The sequence below is a fragment of the Myroides sp. A21 genome, from assembly GCF_000807225.1.
In the GTDB taxonomy this organism is placed as follows: Bacteria; Bacteroidota; Bacteroidia; order Flavobacteriales; family Flavobacteriaceae; genus Flavobacterium; species Flavobacterium odoratimimum.
Map to the genome: position 1 here is coordinate 2,228,384 of NZ_CP010327.1, position 16,245 is coordinate 2,244,628.

The following is a 16,245-nucleotide window of genomic DNA, read 5'->3' on the forward strand; positions in this document are numbered from 1 at the left end:
TATTAAATTTTCTATTATGAAAGTAAGAATAACCCTGTTTTTAAGCGCATTAGTTTTAGTAACAGCTTGTAAACAAGAAGGCGAAAAACCAAAAGTTATTTATAAAGATGACGGTACCTCTGCTGCTACGACTGAAGTGGTAAAAGAAAGAGACCGTTCAGAAGATATTCGCATTGCTGATCTTCCTATTCTGATGGGCAAATCAGATCACCTGATTCATCCTATAGGAGAGATTAGAGTATATAGCTATTCTTCTAAAAGTGGTATGAGTAAAGTAAACCAAACTTCTTATACCGTATCTAACTATGCGCCTTTTGAACTAACAGGGTATCTAGAGAACCTTATGTTCCAACATAAAGACTCTTTACAGATCAGACCATTAACAGATAAGAAAGTGCAGATACAGAATGTATCTTACCTTAATACAATAGCAGAGAAGACAAAGAAGAATATATTAGTATATAGCTTATTCGATGCAGATACGAATAGAGATGGTAAGGTAGACTCTAATGATATCAAGACCTTGTATATTAGTAGGGGAGATGGTACACACTTTAAAAAGTTAAGTGCTGATCTACATGAACTGTTAGATTGGACAGTTATTGATAGTCAGAATAGATTGTACTTTAGAACAATAGAAGATATCAATAAGAATGGTGCTTTTGACAAAGATGATAATGTAAACTACTACTATATTGACTTGTTGAGTAAAGATTGGGAAGTTATCAGTTATGACCCACTTCATATCAATGCAGAAATAGAAGTAGATAAATAAAAACAAAACTCGTGAATTGCTTCACGAGTTTTTTTATGCCTTCTCAGCTCTGTTCTTTAAAGCGATATTCATAGCTTCAAAGCCTTGTTGAGTTTCAGTTTGTAGTTTCTTTTTGAATAGGGGAACTAATATTCCACTGAAGTCCTCTCTATGTATAAATAAGCAATGTTGCTCATCTAGCTGTTGTATTTCGAATTGATGATATCCATCGAATATCCCTTTTATACCTAATTTTCCCTTCCAACTAAGGAGTTGTTCTTTTTGATTAGTTAGAATTATAGGCTTAAACTTCATCGTAGGCAGGCTAATCTTGATTTGTCTTCCTACTATTGGCTCACCTGTGATGGATAGTATAAAAGGATTCCATTCAGGATATTCAGAGAAGCTCATTAATACTTGCCATATTACTTCCTTCGTAGCTTTAATTGTGATACTCGTTTCTATTGTCATAAGATTGTAAATTAGATAGACAAAGGTTGTATATCTCTATTTATCACCTCTTGACATTTATCAAGAAAAGTAATCAGATAAGGGAGCTAAGCTTTCTGTAGAATAAAGTCATCCTGAGGAGTGGCTCCCAGATTAAAGTGAAAGACTTCATTATAATCTACAGGTACTTTAAAGGTGTTGTTGATTGGAGTTTGTAATAGGTAGTTCCACATACATCTTATCGGTCCTGCATGAGTGACTAGTAATACTTTTTTATACTCTGCTTTGCGCAAATCATCTAAGAAAGAAGCTACTCTATCTTGTACTATAGATAAGCTTTCTCCATAAGGAGGACAAGTTTGTGCGAGGTTGTCCATCCAGTTTTGTAAGTCATCTTTTGGTATTTCGTCCCATTTTTTCATCTCCCATTCTCCGAAGCTCATTTCTAAGAGTCTGTCATCCGTAGAGTACCATTGAGAGAAGTGATCGGCTATAAAAGTACACCTCTTTAGAGGACTAGAGATAACCGTGTCGATGTCATTTGGGATTCTATCTCTGAAGGTAGTTATTTCATCAGGATAGTCATTGAGTAGATTGACATCAGTCTGTCCATAACAGTGGCCAGGGGGAACGTCTACTTTCGTATGACGGATTACAAAAATTTCCATAGTGTTAGTGTTGTTAAGTAAAATAAGACTTCACATACTTGCTGTATCGTGCCAAGACAGTCACCAGTATATCCGCCTATATGTTTTTTAAAGTACATCGTCAGGTACATTTTACCAATGTAGCTAACAAAAAAAGCTATGATAAATAACCAGTTGTCAAATAGGATGTAAGGGATTATCGCTAGAATCAGAGAAAACAGTAAGGATGAATAAGACAGCTTTTGATTAGCCATCGGTTTAGACTTACTGTCATCTGTATCTCTTACATATCGATGAGTATATATAGCTGTAGCAGCGTGAAATCTACTCGTGGTATGCCCATTTAGCATCACTACAAGTAAAAAGGAAGTAGATAACTCGGCAATATTATGCAAGGCAAGAAACTTCAACAGAAGTAATAAAACAATACCGATGACACCATACGCTCCTATACGACTATCTTTCATAATCGTCATAATCTTCTCCTTGCCATATCCACCGCCAAAAGAATCACAGACATCTGTAAATCCATCTTCATGAAATGCCCCAGTCAGTAATACTGTGCTCACCATAGAGAGTACGATAGCTATATCTGCAGAGAATAAATAGGAGGTAGCCCAATAGACGAGTATTGCCATACTACCTACTAGATAACCTATCAGAGGGAAATATTTCTGAGACTTATTCATGATCTCATGGCTATAAGGTACTTTAAAAGGAATAGGTATTCTCGTAAAGAACATGACAGCCGTCAGAAAGTAAGTGAGCTCTTTTCGGATCATTTGTTAGAAACATTTGCAGATTCGAAACTAGCCATTTCGTTTAAGAATGCTACAGCACTCTGTATAAGAGGATATGCTAGAGCACACCCGGTACCTTCTCCTAGGCGTAAGTTCATATCTAGAAGTGCCTGTTCATTAAAAGAGCGAATCAATAGGTAATGACCTATCTCATCAGATTTATGGCAGAAGATTGCATTATCAGTTACCTTTGGCTCTAAGTTAGCCGCACATAAGAATGCACTCGATGCGATAAAGCCATCTACTAATATGATCATATTATGTTTGTAAGCTTCTAGCATAGCAGCACACATCTGAGCGATCTCGTATCCTCCATATTGTTCTAGAGCATCTTTTGCATTCGCAGGTTTGGGATGAGTATTGATAATATTGGTAAGGATATCTTTTTTTCTTTTTAACCCTTCATCATCTAGACCAGTTCCTCTCCCTACACATTTATCTATAGGTAGATCTAATAGAGAACTCATCAGCAGAGAAGCAGAAGAAGTATTCCCTATTCCCATTTCTCCGAATCCTATAATATTAGTTCCTGTAGCAGCGATATCTTTCACTATTTGCTCTCCAGAAGTGAAGCAGAAGGCTAGTTCTTCTTTAGTTATAGCTGGGCCAGAGATCATATTATGTGTACCATGACCTGCTTTAGCTTGGATTAAGTCAGGATGAGTGGCAAAGTCTTTACTCACACCAGCATCTACTACTTTTAGATTGATGTTGTGTTGCTTACAGAATACATTGATTGCAGCACCGTGATTTAGAAAGTTAAGTACCATCTGATAAGTTACTTCAGCAGGATAAGCACTCACACCTTCTTTTGCTAAGCCATGATCAGCTGCGAATACGATGATGGTAGGAGATACTAGACTAGGTGTAAGTGTCTGTTGTACCTTTCCTATTTTATAAGCTATCTTTTCTAATAGTCCTAGTGCTTGTAGAGGTTTTGTCTTTAAGTCTATCTTCGTTTGTAGTTGTTGTTCAAAATTCATTTTTATAGTGTTTTGGTTCACACAAATATAATAGAATTAGTATAGTTCCCACAACGAAGAGAATAGCAAGCTTGACTAACTTGATTATCGAAGTGTTACTGCTTTTTTTCTTATTCTGCTCAGTGTTTCGGGGGTCATATCTAGCATAGATGCGATATATTGATGAGGCACTTCATTAAATAAGAAACCCAGCTGCTCCATGAAGTGAAGGTAGCGCTGCTCTGCTGTTAACGAGATGAATTGAAATATTCTATTTTCCATCTGTATGAAACAATGTCCGATGAAACCTCTCTCTTTTTCTGTCCAATTAGGTATCTGTGTTGCTAATTCTTTATAGTCTGTAGGAGTGATGCATAGCGCTGTGACAGGTGTAAGCGCTTCTATTGTCCACTTAATAGGGGTGTCAAATAACCAATTAGACAGATCAGTCATAAAGTAGCCCGCTCCACTGATCCACTGTGTGACCTCTTTATCATCTACTAGAGCATAGATACGGATATACCCTTCTGTGATATAGTACAGAGGAGCACTCTTCTGAAGAGGAGTAATAATAGTCTCACCTCTATTGAATTGTATAGTATAGAATAGTTCTTCTGCTATAGAAGTTTCTTCTGTAGAGAGCTGTAAGGATTGTTGTAATTGAATAGCTAATGACATGGATAGTAAACATACAAAAAAAACGCCTATAAGGCGTTTTTTGATTATTCTTGAACTTCAGTAGTTGTATTCTGAGTAGTCGTCACTTGTGCTTCTGATTCTTTTCTCTCTTTGATATACTCATTCAGTTGCTTTCCGTATTTACGAGCAGTTACTTCAGGAGATAGAGAGTTATAGATCGTGTCTAATAACTTAGTATGAGCGTTGTACAAATCTGTCAATGCGATATAAGGACTCGCATCAGAGTCTTTATGATTAATAGCAAAGTTTACAGCATTAAGATACTTTCTGATGGTAAGTTTCTTAGATAAGTTATTAAGGCTGTCTTTTTTGGCAGCGTTTTGTTCTTTTTCAGCATTAAAGATGTCTACTAATAGACCATTCTGTTTATCTGTGATTAGCGAACGAGTTTTTAAGTATTCATCATACACCTCTTGAGATTTCGATCCAGTTACCTTAGCATCACTATAGAAATTCTTAAGTGTAGTATTGATTGTCATCTTACCTGGTTCAGCGAAGAACATAATCTGATTATCCTGAGAGTTAGAATGACCGCGGTCTAAGGTTAAATAGAATACTTCAGGAGAGTCAATATTTAAGTCAAACTTAAAGTTAGCATCTCCTTTTACATTTAATGAATCTATTGCTTTAAATATAGTATCTTGAATCTGAAATAGGTATAACTTACCTTGTTTAAATCCATCTACTTTTCCAGTAACAGTAAGGTTCCCCTTAGTTTCTTCTTTATTACAAGACACGAATAACGCTCCAGTAGCAAGTAAAAGAGCACAAACAATTTTTTTCATAATATTATTTAAATAGATCTAGTCCAGGGATATTCGGCATTCCATCTTTAGCTGCCGCAGCTAATTCTGCTTCATTGATAGCAGAAGCTTTTTCGATAGCACGGTTAAGTACCATGACTAAGTAATCTTCTAGTTGTTCTTTGTCCTCCATTAGTTCATCACTGATAGATAAAGAACGAATAGTTCTATTAGCAGTCATCGTCACTTGTAGTAACCCATCATTACTCTGATCATCTACTAATACGGTGTCTAGTCTCTTCTTTGTTTCTTCTATCTTAGCTTGGGTCTCTTGTAGTTTACCCATCATGCCCATTAAGTCTCCAAACATGTTTAATACATTTTAGTTAGTGGCGCAAAAATATTAAAATCTTTTTAAGATAAATGATTTTGTTATAGAATAGTTAATAACAACTGAAGGATATTCTATATTATAACAGTGTATGAGGGAATTTATGGCTATCAAAACGCAGTAGTCAATAGGATATAAAAAAAGTGACCTAGTTATTTGGGGGTAACCAGGTCACTTAAGAAAAAGAAAGTTTTGTTGTTTTTGTTGTGATATGTGTTTTACATATATCGTGCCAAAAAATATAAATACATGAAAATTTATGTTTTTTATTGAGATAAAAAGTTGGTTTTCTTTCTTTGAATAGTTAAAAAGTCTTTTAAACAAAGGGATTTCGACGGTATTAAAATTATATTAGTACGGGATAGATAGGTATGATCTTTGTGTAGAAAAGTACAATAAACTTAATCTAGGTCAAGTCTAGTAGAAGAGAATTAGTTCTAATTTTGTAATAGAGTAGAATTAACCACGTAAACGTATAGGATATGAAAGAAGAATTTGTAAATTTAGAAGTAAATAAAAATGCTGATACTAACCGTTTTGAATTAACAGTAGATGGGCATACTGCATTTATAGATTATGCTGAAGAAGGTAATATTATCAAACTTATTCATACAGAGAGCCCAGAAGAGCTAGCAGGTAGAGGAGTGGCTACTGCTCTGATCGAGAAGAGTCTGATGTATATAGAAGAGCATAATTATGAGTTGTACCCATTATGTCCGTTAGTATATGCTTATATTAAGCGTCATCCAGAATGGAAGAGAATAGTATCTAGAGCGTTTCCTGCATACGATAAACTATAACAATAAATAAGCTATGAGAATATTAGGATTTGCAGCAAGTACATCGAGTACTTCTATTAATAAAAAGTTAGTTGAGTATACCGTGCCTTTGTTCCCAGCAGGAGAAGTGGAAGTGATAGATCTGAATGACTATAAAGTACCTCCATTTTCTGTAGATCAAGAGAAACAAGGTTTTCCAGAAGGAGCGAAGTTATTCTTAGAAAAGATAAAGCAGTCTGATGCTATCATCTGTTCTATGTCAGAACACAATCGCAACTGGACAGCTTGTTTTAAAAACTTGTTTGATTGGTGTTCTAGAATAGAGTTAAAGCTATTCCAAGAGCGACCGATGTTCTTAATGTCTACTTCACCAGGAGGATATGGAGGTCAGAATTCATTAAACCTTGCTAAGACGGTGTTTCCTTCTTTTGGAGGACAAGTAAAGGACAGCTTTGCATTGCCTAAGTATTATGAAAATTTTGATGAGGTGAATGGTATTATAAATGGTGAGCTCGCAGCAGAACTAAAAGAGAAAATCGAAAAGTATAGAAGTGAATTAAATGAAGTAGCTGTATAAAGTAAGGATATATACTTAGTGAATAATATAAAAGGTCAAAGAGATAATCTTTGACCTTTTTTTTGTTTTTTAATTTCTTTTTTGGGCAATTTATATACTTAAAAGTCTTTTTAGAAGATACTTTTTTTTGTTTTTCAGCCTAATTTAATGGGTTTTGAACTATTTAATTGAAAAAAGATATCTGTTTTTTTTAAGCCTATTAACTACTGTTTTTAATTTAACTTATTGATTATTAGTTTGTTGTTTGTTTTGTGTGTGTTGTACCTCATTATGTATTATACCTGCTGACCGTAGTATTTATGGCACTTGGAGCGAATTCCTTCGACAATTCATGGACAATACCTCGAGATTAGTGGAGGGGAGGACTTGTTTGTCGAAGAATGCTTCTTTTGTATATCAACTATTCTCCTAGAATGTGCTGTAAACAAAAGAATAGGATAAGAATAGAATATTAAGTCATATAATAGAGGGCGGTAGAAGAGATAAAGGAGGATTTTAGCAGTGTAAGCATAGTAGTAAAGTTGCTTAAAAATCCTTTGTTAATCTAGGTTAAGTGGTTTTGGGAGAGGATGTGATAATTTTATACTTGTAATCAGAAAGGGAGTTAGACTATCATTTATTGAATTTATAAAAGGCCTTATAAATACAGTCTGTATTCTTTTTTTGTTACAGTGTATAACATTTCATTTTCTTCTAGCGAACACTGTTTTATCTCCAATAAAAGAGAGACTATAAGACAGAGAGACTAGAAGTGAATGCATCATGATTAAATAGTAAAAAAATAAAGTTATGGCAAGTTTACCAATTAGAGACAAAAAATAAGATCACTTATTAACAGGTGAGAACGCAGCATTAATCGTTATTGATTATCAACCAGTACAAGTAAATTCTATCGCTTCTATGGATAGACAGTTACTACTAAACAATATTAGAGGAACTGTAAATGCAGCTAAACTGTATGATATGCCTATTATTCTATCTACAGTGAATGTAAAAACAGGATTAAATAAAGAGACTGTTCCTCAACTAAGAAAACACTTAGAAGGCGTGCCTTCTTATGATAGAACGACGATTAACTCATGGGAAGATAAGGAGTTCGTAGAGGCTGTAAAAGCTACAGGTAGAAAAAAATTAATCATGACAGCACTGTGGACAGAAGCATGTCTTACATTCCCAGTGATGGATGCGTTACAAGAAGGATATGAGGTATATATCGTGGTAGATGCTGTAGGAGGTACATCTAAAGAGGCACATGATGCTGCGATTATGAGAATGGTACAGGCAGGTGCTAAACCAATTAGCGTAGTACAGTTATTCTGTGAATTACAACGTGACTGGAATCGTACAGAAACTGCAGAAGGATTCATGAAGTTATTTACAGAACTAGGAGGTACAGCAGGTATTCAGTTTGGATATGATCTAGCGGAGTAATCATTAGCTGTATATAGAGGTTAGAATACGCGTATTTATTTACTTTTTTATTAGCGTTATAAGTCAATAAAGCACGAGTTCTAATCGCTTTTAAAAAACGAGGTTTATACACACTGTAAGGTGTGAAGTTATTTAGTTATTCAGTTATTTTCGAAAAGGTCAGAGACGTATGTTTCTGACCTTTTCTATTTTATAGGTGGTTGATTGACAGTAAATAGCAAAGTTATTTTAGTGTTAATAGCTTAAAAGCTCTGTGGTGTTATCAATATATTTAGAACATAAAACATCTAATTAACGATATAATGAAGAAAATTTTTGCACTGTTTACACTATTGATTTGTACTGTTTCTTTTGCTCAGCAAAGAGAGTTGAAAGAGGTAAGTTCTGAAAGTCTAATACATGTATGGGGACTAGTCAAGTATAAACACCCTAATGTAAGTAGAGGTGGTTATGATATGGATCAAGAATTCTTAAAGGCATATACTACTCTAGAAACGATAAAGAGCGAAGAGGCTTTAAATACCTTCTTAAAGCAATGGATAAAACAGTTTGACTCTTCTAAACATCCTCTAAAAAAGGATGGTATAAAAGTAGTTGAAGATAAATTATTTACAGTTAATGCTAGATTTGAATGGATAGACAGTGACCTCTATGATAAGGAATTAAAGTCTATTTTGATAGACTTAAAAGACAATACTAATTATGGTAAGTATTATCTAACTAATCGTAAAATATCTTCTATCGTAAAATTTGATCACGAAAAGCCGTTGCCTAATTTTAGCAATGGGAATGAAAGCCACCGTATGTTGTTTTTATCTTCTTTTTGGAATAGTATCCGTTATGGCAACGTGAATATATATCTAGCTGATACGCCATGGGATGAGGTATTGACTGATTTCGTTCCGAGGTTTAAGACGAAAGAAGGAGTAGAATTTGAGTATCTAAAAGATGAGCTTTTCGTAAAGTTGAATGATTCACATAGTGACTATCAAGCAAGTTATTATCTCAATACTAAAGTTAAACGTTTTAGTACCTATGGGACCAAAAATATAAATGACTCCTTAGTGATAACGACTATTTATGACCCTATCGAGGCTAAAGAGAGTAATATAGAGCTAGGAGATGTGATTTTTAGAGTCGAAGGAAAGTCTGTAAAGGACTATAGAGAAAGTACAATAGGAAAATATGTAAGTGTATCTAATCCCAATTATTTAAAAAGATTTGAGAGTTTTTATTTTCCTGCTTTAGGAGATCAAGAATCAATGACAGTAAGTATAAAAAAGAAAAGTGGAGAGATTATAGAAAGAACGGTTCCTCTATTAAAGGGAGAAGAGTTTAAGAATTTTAAAACAATAAAGTCACTTTTTAAAGAACAGAAAGCTCCTGAGTTAGGTGATGATATAGGATATCTTCATCTAGGTAGAGCGACAAAGAAGAGACTGAAGAGTTTCTTTAAGGCTAATAGTAGTAAGCAGAGCATTATCTTAGATCTACGTAATTATCCTGAGAATATAAGCCCAGAGCTTATTACATCTTACCTATTACCTCATAGAACTACTTTTTTTAAAGCATTAGGTTGGTATGGGCCAGCGTTAGGAGAATGGGATAGTAAGGTGGGCATTGCTAAGATTATAGATCCTTTCAAGGTGGGCAATGAGAATAAAGATTATTATAAAGGAACTGTAGTCCTACTTGTGGATCATACTACGCTGAGTGCTGCTGAATATATGGGAATGGGGATTCAGCAGGCACCAAGATGTATTACTATAGGTAAGCAGACAGGAGGAGCTGTGACTAATCGTGTACGGGTACTTTTAAAAGATGATACTACAATAGACTTCTCAGGTTATGGAGCTTTCTACCCAAATGATAAAGAGTATAATGTGCACCGAAATGGTTTAAAGATAGATCATATAGTATCTGAATCAGCAAATGATTATAATGCGTATGGGATGATACAGTACGCAGTGGACTTAATTAATAAAAAGAGTTTAGGTAAGTAAGACAAACTGCTAAAGAGTGTTTTTTTAGATTAATTAAAAATATTCTTTAGATGAGGTTAGTTAAGTTATTATATTTGCTTTTTGATATTTAAATAAATAAAAACATGATAAAACTTCGAGGTATTATAGTAATAATGGTTTTATTTTTACAGGTTTTTGCATTTGGGTAGAAAAAAGTGAAAGACTTTACTAAAGATAATTACTTAGCTGATTTTGATTTTGTAGTTAAGGCAATAAAAGAACAGCATCCTAATCCATTTCGATTTATAACAGAAAAAGAATTTGATAAGAAGGTAAAGGAACTACGTCATACTTTAGAGCAAAAGCCAATTTTAGAGAATTTTGTCTTATGTAACCCTGTTGCATTAATACGTGATGCTCATTCAAGTATTGAGATGGATGATATTATTTATGAGGATTATATTAAGGTCAGTCATTTCTTTCCTATTGCGACTAGTGTATATGACAATAGAGTGTTCGTTAATCAGTACACTCTAGATATCCCGATGGGAGCTGAGATTATCAAAGTAAATAATGTAAGTATTGCTGACTTATTGAATAAAATACCGAATAAGGTAGATGGAGGAGTAGAGGCTAGTTCTAATAAGAATTTCTCTAATTATGCTTCTTTAATATTTCCAGAAGCCAAAGAGTTTATCATTGAGTATAAAGAAACTGTGGAGGCAACCCCTAAGACGATAACGCTGAAAGCAGTGAACTTTAATGACTATGAGTATCATGCTCAGAAGAGTGTTCTACCACTGAGTACTGTTGCCTTCTCTAAAGGGATCTATGGATATCCATTAAATGATGATACTTATATTTTGAAAATAACAACATTTAGTGTATCAGAGACATATGCTTATTATATCTTGAACAACGTATTTCAAGACATCAAAGACAAGAATATTAAAAAGCTAGTGGTTGATATTCGTGATAATGGAGGAGGTCTATTGTCTAATATTCCTTTGTTTTATTCTTTTATTAGTCCAGAGAAGAGTTTTAAAAATATTTATAAATATGCGACTAGAGTTCCTAAAGTGAATATGAAAGAGAATCTATTGGATGGAAATGGTAAGTTGGCAAATACAGCTGATATTATTAGCCAAGACAACTTTATGAGTCAGCGATTTGATTATAATGAAGAAGATCAGTTTTATTATGGAAACAGTCGTCTAGACGATTCTTATGTAGAGAATTACCCACAGGATAAAAATGCGTTTACAGGTAAAGTAGTTTTATTGTCAAATAATAATACTGTATCAGCAGCAGCTTATTTTGCACATTTGTTCCAATTGAATAAGCGTGGTGATATCGTAGGTCAGGAGACTAGAAGTTGTAGTGACTTTACAACGGCAGCCTGGTTTTTAAGTTATAAATTACCGAATACAGAATCTGTATTATCATTGCCTAGAAGTGAGGTATTCTTTAATGCAATAGCAAATAAAGATCGCACTTGTAGAGGAGTATTGCCTAATCATACTATTAAAGCAGATGATTTCCAAAAGGGATTACAGCAAGCACAAGATGCTGAGATGAATTTAGCATTAGAACTCTTGAAGAAATAGAGATTAATACAACGATATAGAAAAGCCAAAGATGGGAGTCTTTGGCTTTTTTGTTTCTACTCAGTTGAGTCAATAAATGGACGAGTAGGTCATTAGTATTCATTTAAACCATGCTAACATTTATTTAAATATTAAAACCTTACTTTTGTGTTTTAACATTTGAAAATGAATAAAGATATACAAGCGCCAATAGCTACAGTGAGACCTCACGAGTTAACAGCACACAATCATACACGTATCGATAACTACTTCTGGTTAAACAATAGAGAAGATCAAGAAGTGATCGATTACCTAAATGCTGAGAATGCATACTATGAAGGACAGACTGCACATACTAAGGCTTTCCAAGCAGACTTGTTTGAAGAGATGAAGAGCAGAATAAAAGAGGACGATAGTTCTGTACCTTATTTCTACAACGGATATTATTATATCACTCGATTTGAGAAAGGAAAAGATTACCCTATATTTTCTCGTAAACAAGGAAGCTTAGAGGCTGATGAAGAGATCATGTTTGACTGTAATGTGATGGCAGAAGGACACTCTTATTTTCATTTAAGAGGGATTAATGTATCAGAAGATAACCAATGGGTTGCTTTTGGGGTAGATACTGTATCTCGTAGAGAATACACACTGCAAGTAAAGAACTTAGTAACAGGTGAGATATCTCCTATCTCGATAGAGAAAACAACAGGTAGTTCTACTTGGGCTGCTGATAATAGGACTTTGTTTTACTCTCGTAAAGATGAGGTAACACTGCGTGCAGATAAAATCTATAAACACAAATTGGGAACTGCTATCACAGAGGATGTGATGGTGTACTTCGAAGAGGATGATACTTTTGATACTCATATCTTTAAAGAGAAATCGCGTAAGTATTTAGTGATAGGAAGTGAGAGTACGCTGACAAGTGAGTACAGAATCTTAGAGTCTCATAATCCTGATGGAGAGTTTAGAATATTCCAAGAGAGAGTGCGCGAGGTAGAGTATAATATCTCACACTATGATGGACATTTCTATATCATGACAAATCTAGATGAGGCAGATAACTTTAAGTTGATGCGTTGTCCTGAGGACAAGACTACTGTGGAGCATTGGGTAGAGCTTATCCCTCACAGAGAAGAGGTACTATTAGAAGGAGTGGACATCTTTAAAGATTATTTAGTGATCTCAGAGCGATCTAACGGATTAGTTCATTTGAAGATTCAACCTTGGGATGATAGCCAAGAGGCATATTATCTACCATTTGACAGTGAAACATATAATGCGTATACAGGTACGAATTTAGACTTTGATACAGAGATACTACGCTATGGATACCAGTCTATGAACACGCCTTCTTCTGTAATCGACTTTAATATGCGTACGCGTGAGAAAGAAGTGAAGAAGGAACAAGAAGTATTGGGGACTTTCGACAAGAATAATTATGTAGAAGAACGCATCTGGGCTACTGCAAAAGACGGAGTGAAAGTTCCGATGTCTATCGTGTATAAAAAGGGAATGAAGAAAGATGGTACTAACCCATTCTTACAATATGCATATGGATCATACGGATATTCGATGGAACCTTATTTCTCTACTACTCGTTTAAGTTTATTAGATAGAGGATTTATCTATGCGATAGCACATATTCGCGGAGGTGAAGATATGGGACGTCAGTGGTATGAAGATGGTAAGCTATTAGAGAAATGGAATACATTTGACGATTTTATCGCTTGTTCAGAGCACGTGATTGCTGAAGGGTATACTTCTCCAAAACATTTATATGCAGAAGGTGGCTCAGCAGGAGGTTTATTAATGGGAGTAGTGGTGAATAAACGCCCTGATTTATACAATGGAGTTATTGCTCAAGTACCTTTCGTAGATGTGATGACGACTATGCTGGATGATACAATACCATTGACAACAGGAGAGTATGACGAGTGGGGAAATCCGAATGAGAAAGAGTATTATGACTATATGCTGTCTTATTCTCCGATAGATAATGTAGTCGCTCAAGATTATCCGAATATGTATGTATCAACAGGGTTACACGATTCTCAAGTGCAATACTGGGAGCCAGCGAAGTGGGTAGCGAAGTTACGTGTGATGAAAACGAATGATAAACAACTGTATTTAGACACAAATATGGAGGCAGGACACGGAGGAGCTTCAGGACGTTTTGAGGCTTTAAAAGAGGTCGCAAAAGAGTTTGCTTTCATGTTCGATTTAGAAGGGATAAAAGAGTAGTCTCTTTGTTTTTTTAGTAAATTTGTTAGATAACAGTGGTAGATGAGATAAAGAACATCTATCCATAGTAAATAAGATATTATGAAAGAAGAAATTCAAGCGTATGATAATGTATTGGCTCTTGTAGGGAAAACGCCAATTGTAAAATTGAGTAAAGCAACAAAAGAGTTAAAAGGGAATTTCTATGGTAAAGTAGAAGCTTTCAGTGCTGGACAATCTGCAAAAGATAGAATAGCAATGCACATTATCGAGGCAGCTGAGAAAAAAGGAATATTAAAGCCAGGTAGTACTATCGTAGAGACTACATCAGGTAATACAGGATTTAGTATTGCGATGGTGAGTGCTATTAAGGGATATAAATGTATCTTATCTGTGAGTGATAAGTCTTCTCCAGATAAGATAGATATGCTACGTGCGATGGGAGCTACGGTATATGTATGTCCTGCTAATGTAGCGGCTGATGATCCTCGTTCATACTATGAGGTAGCGAAGACGGTGCAGAAAGAAACGCCAAACTCTATTTATATCAATCAATATTTTAATGAGCTAAATACAGAAGCACACTATCTATCTACAGGACCTGAGATATGGGAACAAACAGGAGGTAAGATTACACACTTCGTTTGTTGTTCTGGTACGGGAGGTACTATATCTGGTACAGCTCGTTTCTTAAAAGAGATGAATCCAAACATTCAAATCTTAGGTGTGGATGCTTATGGTTCTGTATTAAAGAAATATCACGAGACAGGAGAGCTTGATCCTAATGAGATAGCTCCTTATAAGATAGAAGGATTAGGAAAAAACTTAATCCCAACTGCTACAGACTTCTCTGTTATCGATAAGTTTATGAAGGTAACGGATAAAGATGCTGCACAAACAGCACGTGAGTTGGCACGCACAGAGGGATTATTCTTAGGATATACTTCAGGTGCTGTACTACAAGCTACAAGACAATATGCTGCAGAAGGAGCATTTGACGAGAATAGTGTAGTAGTTATGTTATTCCCAGACCATGGTTCGCGTTATATGAGTAAGATCTATAGTGATGCATGGATGGAGCAACAAGGCTTCTTAGATGGAGAACCTAAAAATGAGATTACTTATATCAAGTAATTCACTCTACTAAAATATAGAAAACACCTCTCTTTAGGATGAGGTGTTTTTTTATTTTTGGTAGCTCTGTAATTGTTTTCACATAGTTCAATGTCTATTTATTTTCTGTATCTTAGAGATGTAAATATTCTTTAAATCAGTTTATTATGAGAAAGTCTGTGTTTTTCGTTTTGTTAATTCTTGTTGGGGTGAGTTGTAAATCTAAGCAAGTATTAGAAAACAAGGTAACTACTGTGAATGAGATAGGAACTTTTGAGTATGGCTACACACCTGAGAATCCTATAAAAGTAGGAGGGGTAAAGACAAATGAAGGGCCTAAAAATCAGAGAGAGTACTTAGATGATCTAACTGATTTAGAAGGAAATAATTTATCTTTCTACAGAGTAGGTAGTTGTTGTCATTTTGACACTCCTAATGGACTGTTTAACGGTAGAGGAGTACTCGATATATATGCAGTTTATATAAAGGGAAAACAAGATACTGTTCGTCTTTATTTAAACCTATATGATGAGGATAAGTTATATGCACCACGAGGATTTAAATTTAAATTGTAATTTTTTTTATGAATGTTAATTTTTTGGTCTAATACTTGTATTAGTATCTTCAAAAGATTAAAAAAATGAATAAAGTAATCAGTTTTAGTGACTTTACAGAGGATGTAACTACTTATGTGGACTATGTAATGGACAGTGGTAATGAGTTAATCGTAAATGAAAACGAACATAATGGAATCGTAATTATTCCTATCGAAGAATATAATTCATTAAAAGGTATTGACTGCGAGTTATCACCAAATTAAAGAGATTAAGTAAACAGCTTGTAATAAGAAACGTTTTACACAAAAAAACACCTCATTAGAGGTGTTTTTTTATAGGTGATAGTATCATATGATACTATCAATGTCTATAATCTAGAATAGAAAAGGACAATAGATGAGGTAGTCCTTTATTTTTTGTCTTTAGGTAGATTAAATATAATAGCAATTATAAAGAATCCTATTCCTGTAATGGTTGGAGGTAACATATCATTGTTTAATCCTAAAAAAATAAGATAACCTCCTAGAATAGCAAGTAATACAGATAGTGATATTTTTAGCATAATA

General features: G+C 34.5%; 18 protein-coding genes. 10 read left to right on the top strand and 8 right to left on the bottom strand.

Translation table 11 applies throughout. The features are described from left to right. Positions 1 to 16: 16 nt before the first annotated feature. Positions 17 to 775: a hypothetical protein gene (locus tag MYRA21_RS10180; protein ID WP_006260710.1), complete on the top strand. Its 759-nt coding sequence runs from the start codon at positions 17 to 19 to the stop codon at positions 773 to 775. Positions 776 to 808: 33 nt separating this feature from the next. Here MYRA21_RS10180 and MYRA21_RS10185 read toward each other — a convergent pair whose 3' ends face one another. The 7 genes from MYRA21_RS10185 to MYRA21_RS10215 all read right to left on the bottom strand — a co-directional run bounded on the left by MYRA21_RS10185 (position 809) and on the right by MYRA21_RS10215 (position 5,425). Further along, on the bottom strand, positions 809 to 1,225 hold the full coding sequence (locus tag MYRA21_RS10185) for an SRPBCC domain-containing protein (protein WP_006260711.1): 417 nt from the start codon (positions 1,223 to 1,225) through the stop codon (positions 809 to 811). An 86-nt stretch (positions 1,226 to 1,311) separates the two neighbouring features. Then, positions 1,312 to 1,872 carry a histidine phosphatase family protein gene (locus MYRA21_RS10190; RefSeq protein ID WP_006260712.1) on the bottom strand — a complete coding sequence of 187 codons (561 nt, stop codon included), beginning with the start codon at positions 1,870 to 1,872 and terminating at the stop codon, positions 1,312 to 1,314. Further along, positions 1,857 to 2,633 carry an adenosylcobinamide-GDP ribazoletransferase gene (locus tag MYRA21_RS10195; RefSeq protein ID WP_006260713.1) on the bottom strand — a complete coding sequence of 259 codons (777 nt, stop codon included), beginning with the start codon at positions 2,631 to 2,633 and terminating at the stop codon, positions 1,857 to 1,859. The genes MYRA21_RS10190 and MYRA21_RS10195 overlap by 16 nt, the downstream gene beginning before the upstream one ends. Further along, positions 2,630 to 3,634 carry a nicotinate-nucleotide--dimethylbenzimidazole phosphoribosyltransferase gene (gene cobT, locus MYRA21_RS10200; protein ID WP_006260714.1) on the bottom strand — a complete coding sequence of 335 codons (1,005 nt, stop codon included), beginning with the start codon at positions 3,632 to 3,634 and terminating at the stop codon, positions 2,630 to 2,632. The genes MYRA21_RS10195 and cobT overlap by 4 nt, the downstream gene beginning before the upstream one ends. Positions 3,635 to 3,718: 84 nt before the next feature. Then, a complete protein-coding gene (locus tag MYRA21_RS10205) occupies positions 3,719 to 4,291 on the bottom strand; it encodes a Crp/Fnr family transcriptional regulator (protein ID WP_006260715.1) in 573 nt (190 codons plus the stop codon). A gap of 44 nt (positions 4,292 to 4,335) precedes the next feature. Then, positions 4,336 to 5,097 carry a DUF4369 domain-containing protein gene (locus MYRA21_RS10210; protein WP_006260716.1) on the bottom strand — a complete coding sequence of 254 codons (762 nt, stop codon included), beginning with the start codon at positions 5,095 to 5,097 and terminating at the stop codon, positions 4,336 to 4,338. A gap of 4 nt (positions 5,098 to 5,101) precedes the next feature. Next, positions 5,102 to 5,425 carry a YbaB/EbfC family nucleoid-associated protein gene (locus MYRA21_RS10215; RefSeq protein ID WP_006257023.1) on the bottom strand — a complete coding sequence of 108 codons (324 nt, stop codon included), beginning with the start codon at positions 5,423 to 5,425 and terminating at the stop codon, positions 5,102 to 5,104. 503 nt (positions 5,426 to 5,928) lie between these two features. On the opposite strand from MYRA21_RS10215, the gene MYRA21_RS10220 reads away from it, so the two are divergent. From MYRA21_RS10220 to MYRA21_RS10260, 9 genes are all read left to right on the top strand, one after another. Next, positions 5,929 to 6,246 (top strand): GNAT family N-acetyltransferase, encoded by a 318-nt coding sequence (locus MYRA21_RS10220; protein ID WP_006260717.1) that lies wholly within the window; start codon positions 5,929 to 5,931, stop codon positions 6,244 to 6,246. Between the two features lie 13 nt (positions 6,247 to 6,259). After that, a complete protein-coding gene (locus MYRA21_RS10225) occupies positions 6,260 to 6,802 on the top strand; it encodes an NADPH-dependent FMN reductase (RefSeq protein WP_006260718.1) in 543 nt (180 codons plus the stop codon). Positions 6,803 to 7,657: 855 nt separating this feature from the next. Further along, positions 7,658 to 8,233, top strand: a complete 576-nt coding sequence (locus MYRA21_RS10230; protein ID WP_369813272.1) for a hydrolase — start codon at positions 7,658 to 7,660, stop codon at positions 8,231 to 8,233. Positions 8,234 to 8,535: 302 nt separating this feature from the next. Beyond that, positions 8,536 to 10,236 carry a S41 family peptidase gene (locus MYRA21_RS10235; RefSeq protein WP_006257019.1) on the top strand — a complete coding sequence of 567 codons (1,701 nt, stop codon included), beginning with the start codon at positions 8,536 to 8,538 and terminating at the stop codon, positions 10,234 to 10,236. Between the two features lie 176 nt (positions 10,237 to 10,412). Further along, the gene (locus MYRA21_RS10240) at positions 10,413 to 11,804 is read left to right on the top strand and encodes a S41 family peptidase (protein WP_006257018.1); all 1,392 of its coding nucleotides are present in this window, start codon (positions 10,413 to 10,415) and stop codon (positions 11,802 to 11,804) included. Positions 11,805 to 11,969: 165 nt separating this feature from the next. After that, complete coding sequence (locus MYRA21_RS10245) at positions 11,970 to 14,030, top strand: S9 family peptidase (protein ID WP_006257017.1); 2,061 nt, start codon at positions 11,970 to 11,972, stop codon at positions 14,028 to 14,030. An 81-nt stretch (positions 14,031 to 14,111) separates the two neighbouring features. Continuing rightward, on the top strand, positions 14,112 to 15,143 hold the full coding sequence (locus tag MYRA21_RS10250) for a PLP-dependent cysteine synthase family protein (RefSeq protein ID WP_006257016.1): 1,032 nt from the start codon (positions 14,112 to 14,114) through the stop codon (positions 15,141 to 15,143). 146 nt (positions 15,144 to 15,289) lie between these two features. Next, positions 15,290 to 15,697, top strand: a complete 408-nt coding sequence (locus tag MYRA21_RS10255; protein ID WP_006257015.1) for a hypothetical protein — start codon at positions 15,290 to 15,292, stop codon at positions 15,695 to 15,697. Between the two features lie 65 nt (positions 15,698 to 15,762). Then, on the top strand, positions 15,763 to 15,942 hold the full coding sequence (locus tag MYRA21_RS10260; protein WP_006257014.1) for a type II toxin-antitoxin system Phd/YefM family antitoxin: 180 nt from the start codon (positions 15,763 to 15,765) through the stop codon (positions 15,940 to 15,942). A gap of 146 nt (positions 15,943 to 16,088) precedes the next feature. Here MYRA21_RS10260 and MYRA21_RS19165 read toward each other — a convergent pair whose 3' ends face one another. Further along, positions 16,089 to 16,241, bottom strand: a complete 153-nt coding sequence (locus MYRA21_RS19165) for a hypothetical protein (RefSeq protein WP_006257013.1) — start codon at positions 16,239 to 16,241, stop codon at positions 16,089 to 16,091. Between the last annotated feature and the right edge of the window lie 4 nt (positions 16,242 to 16,245).

What these genes read in the sequence shown, in the direction of transcription:
- MYRA21_RS19165 (WP_006257013.1), bottom strand. Translation starts at nt 16,241, where the DNA reads ATGCTAAAAATATCACTATCTGTATTACTTGCTATTCTAGGAGGTTAT.
- MYRA21_RS10190 (WP_006260712.1), bottom strand. Translation starts at nt 1,872, where the DNA reads ATGGAAATTTTTGTAATCCGTCATACGAAAGTAGACGTTCCCCCTGGC.
- MYRA21_RS10250 (WP_006257016.1), top strand. Translation starts at nt 14,112, where the DNA reads ATGAAAGAAGAAATTCAAGCGTATGATAATGTATTGGCTCTTGTAGGG.
- MYRA21_RS10255 (WP_006257015.1), top strand. Translation starts at nt 15,290, where the DNA reads ATGAGAAAGTCTGTGTTTTTCGTTTTGTTAATTCTTGTTGGGGTGAGT.
- MYRA21_RS10205 (WP_006260715.1), bottom strand. Translation starts at nt 4,291, where the DNA reads ATGTCATTAGCTATTCAATTACAACAATCCTTACAGCTCTCTACAGAA.
- MYRA21_RS10260 (WP_006257014.1), top strand. Translation starts at nt 15,763, where the DNA reads ATGAATAAAGTAATCAGTTTTAGTGACTTTACAGAGGATGTAACTACT.
- MYRA21_RS10235 (WP_006257019.1), top strand. Translation starts at nt 8,536, where the DNA reads ATGAAGAAAATTTTTGCACTGTTTACACTATTGATTTGTACTGTTTCT.
- MYRA21_RS10245 (WP_006257017.1), top strand. Translation starts at nt 11,970, where the DNA reads ATGAATAAAGATATACAAGCGCCAATAGCTACAGTGAGACCTCACGAG.
- MYRA21_RS10195 (WP_006260713.1), bottom strand. Translation starts at nt 2,633, where the DNA reads ATGATCCGAAAAGAGCTCACTTACTTTCTGACGGCTGTCATGTTCTTT.
- MYRA21_RS10210 (WP_006260716.1), bottom strand. Translation starts at nt 5,097, where the DNA reads ATGAAAAAAATTGTTTGTGCTCTTTTACTTGCTACTGGAGCGTTATTC.
- MYRA21_RS10225 (WP_006260718.1), top strand. Translation starts at nt 6,260, where the DNA reads ATGAGAATATTAGGATTTGCAGCAAGTACATCGAGTACTTCTATTAAT.
- MYRA21_RS10220 (WP_006260717.1), top strand. Translation starts at nt 5,929, where the DNA reads ATGAAAGAAGAATTTGTAAATTTAGAAGTAAATAAAAATGCTGATACT.
- MYRA21_RS10215 (WP_006257023.1), bottom strand. Translation starts at nt 5,425, where the DNA reads ATGTTTGGAGACTTAATGGGCATGATGGGTAAACTACAAGAGACCCAA.
- cobT (WP_006260714.1), bottom strand. Translation starts at nt 3,634, where the DNA reads ATGAATTTTGAACAACAACTACAAACGAAGATAGACTTAAAGACAAAA.
- MYRA21_RS10180 (WP_006260710.1), top strand. Translation starts at nt 17, where the DNA reads ATGAAAGTAAGAATAACCCTGTTTTTAAGCGCATTAGTTTTAGTAACA.
- MYRA21_RS10185 (WP_006260711.1), bottom strand. Translation starts at nt 1,225, where the DNA reads ATGACAATAGAAACGAGTATCACAATTAAAGCTACGAAGGAAGTAATA.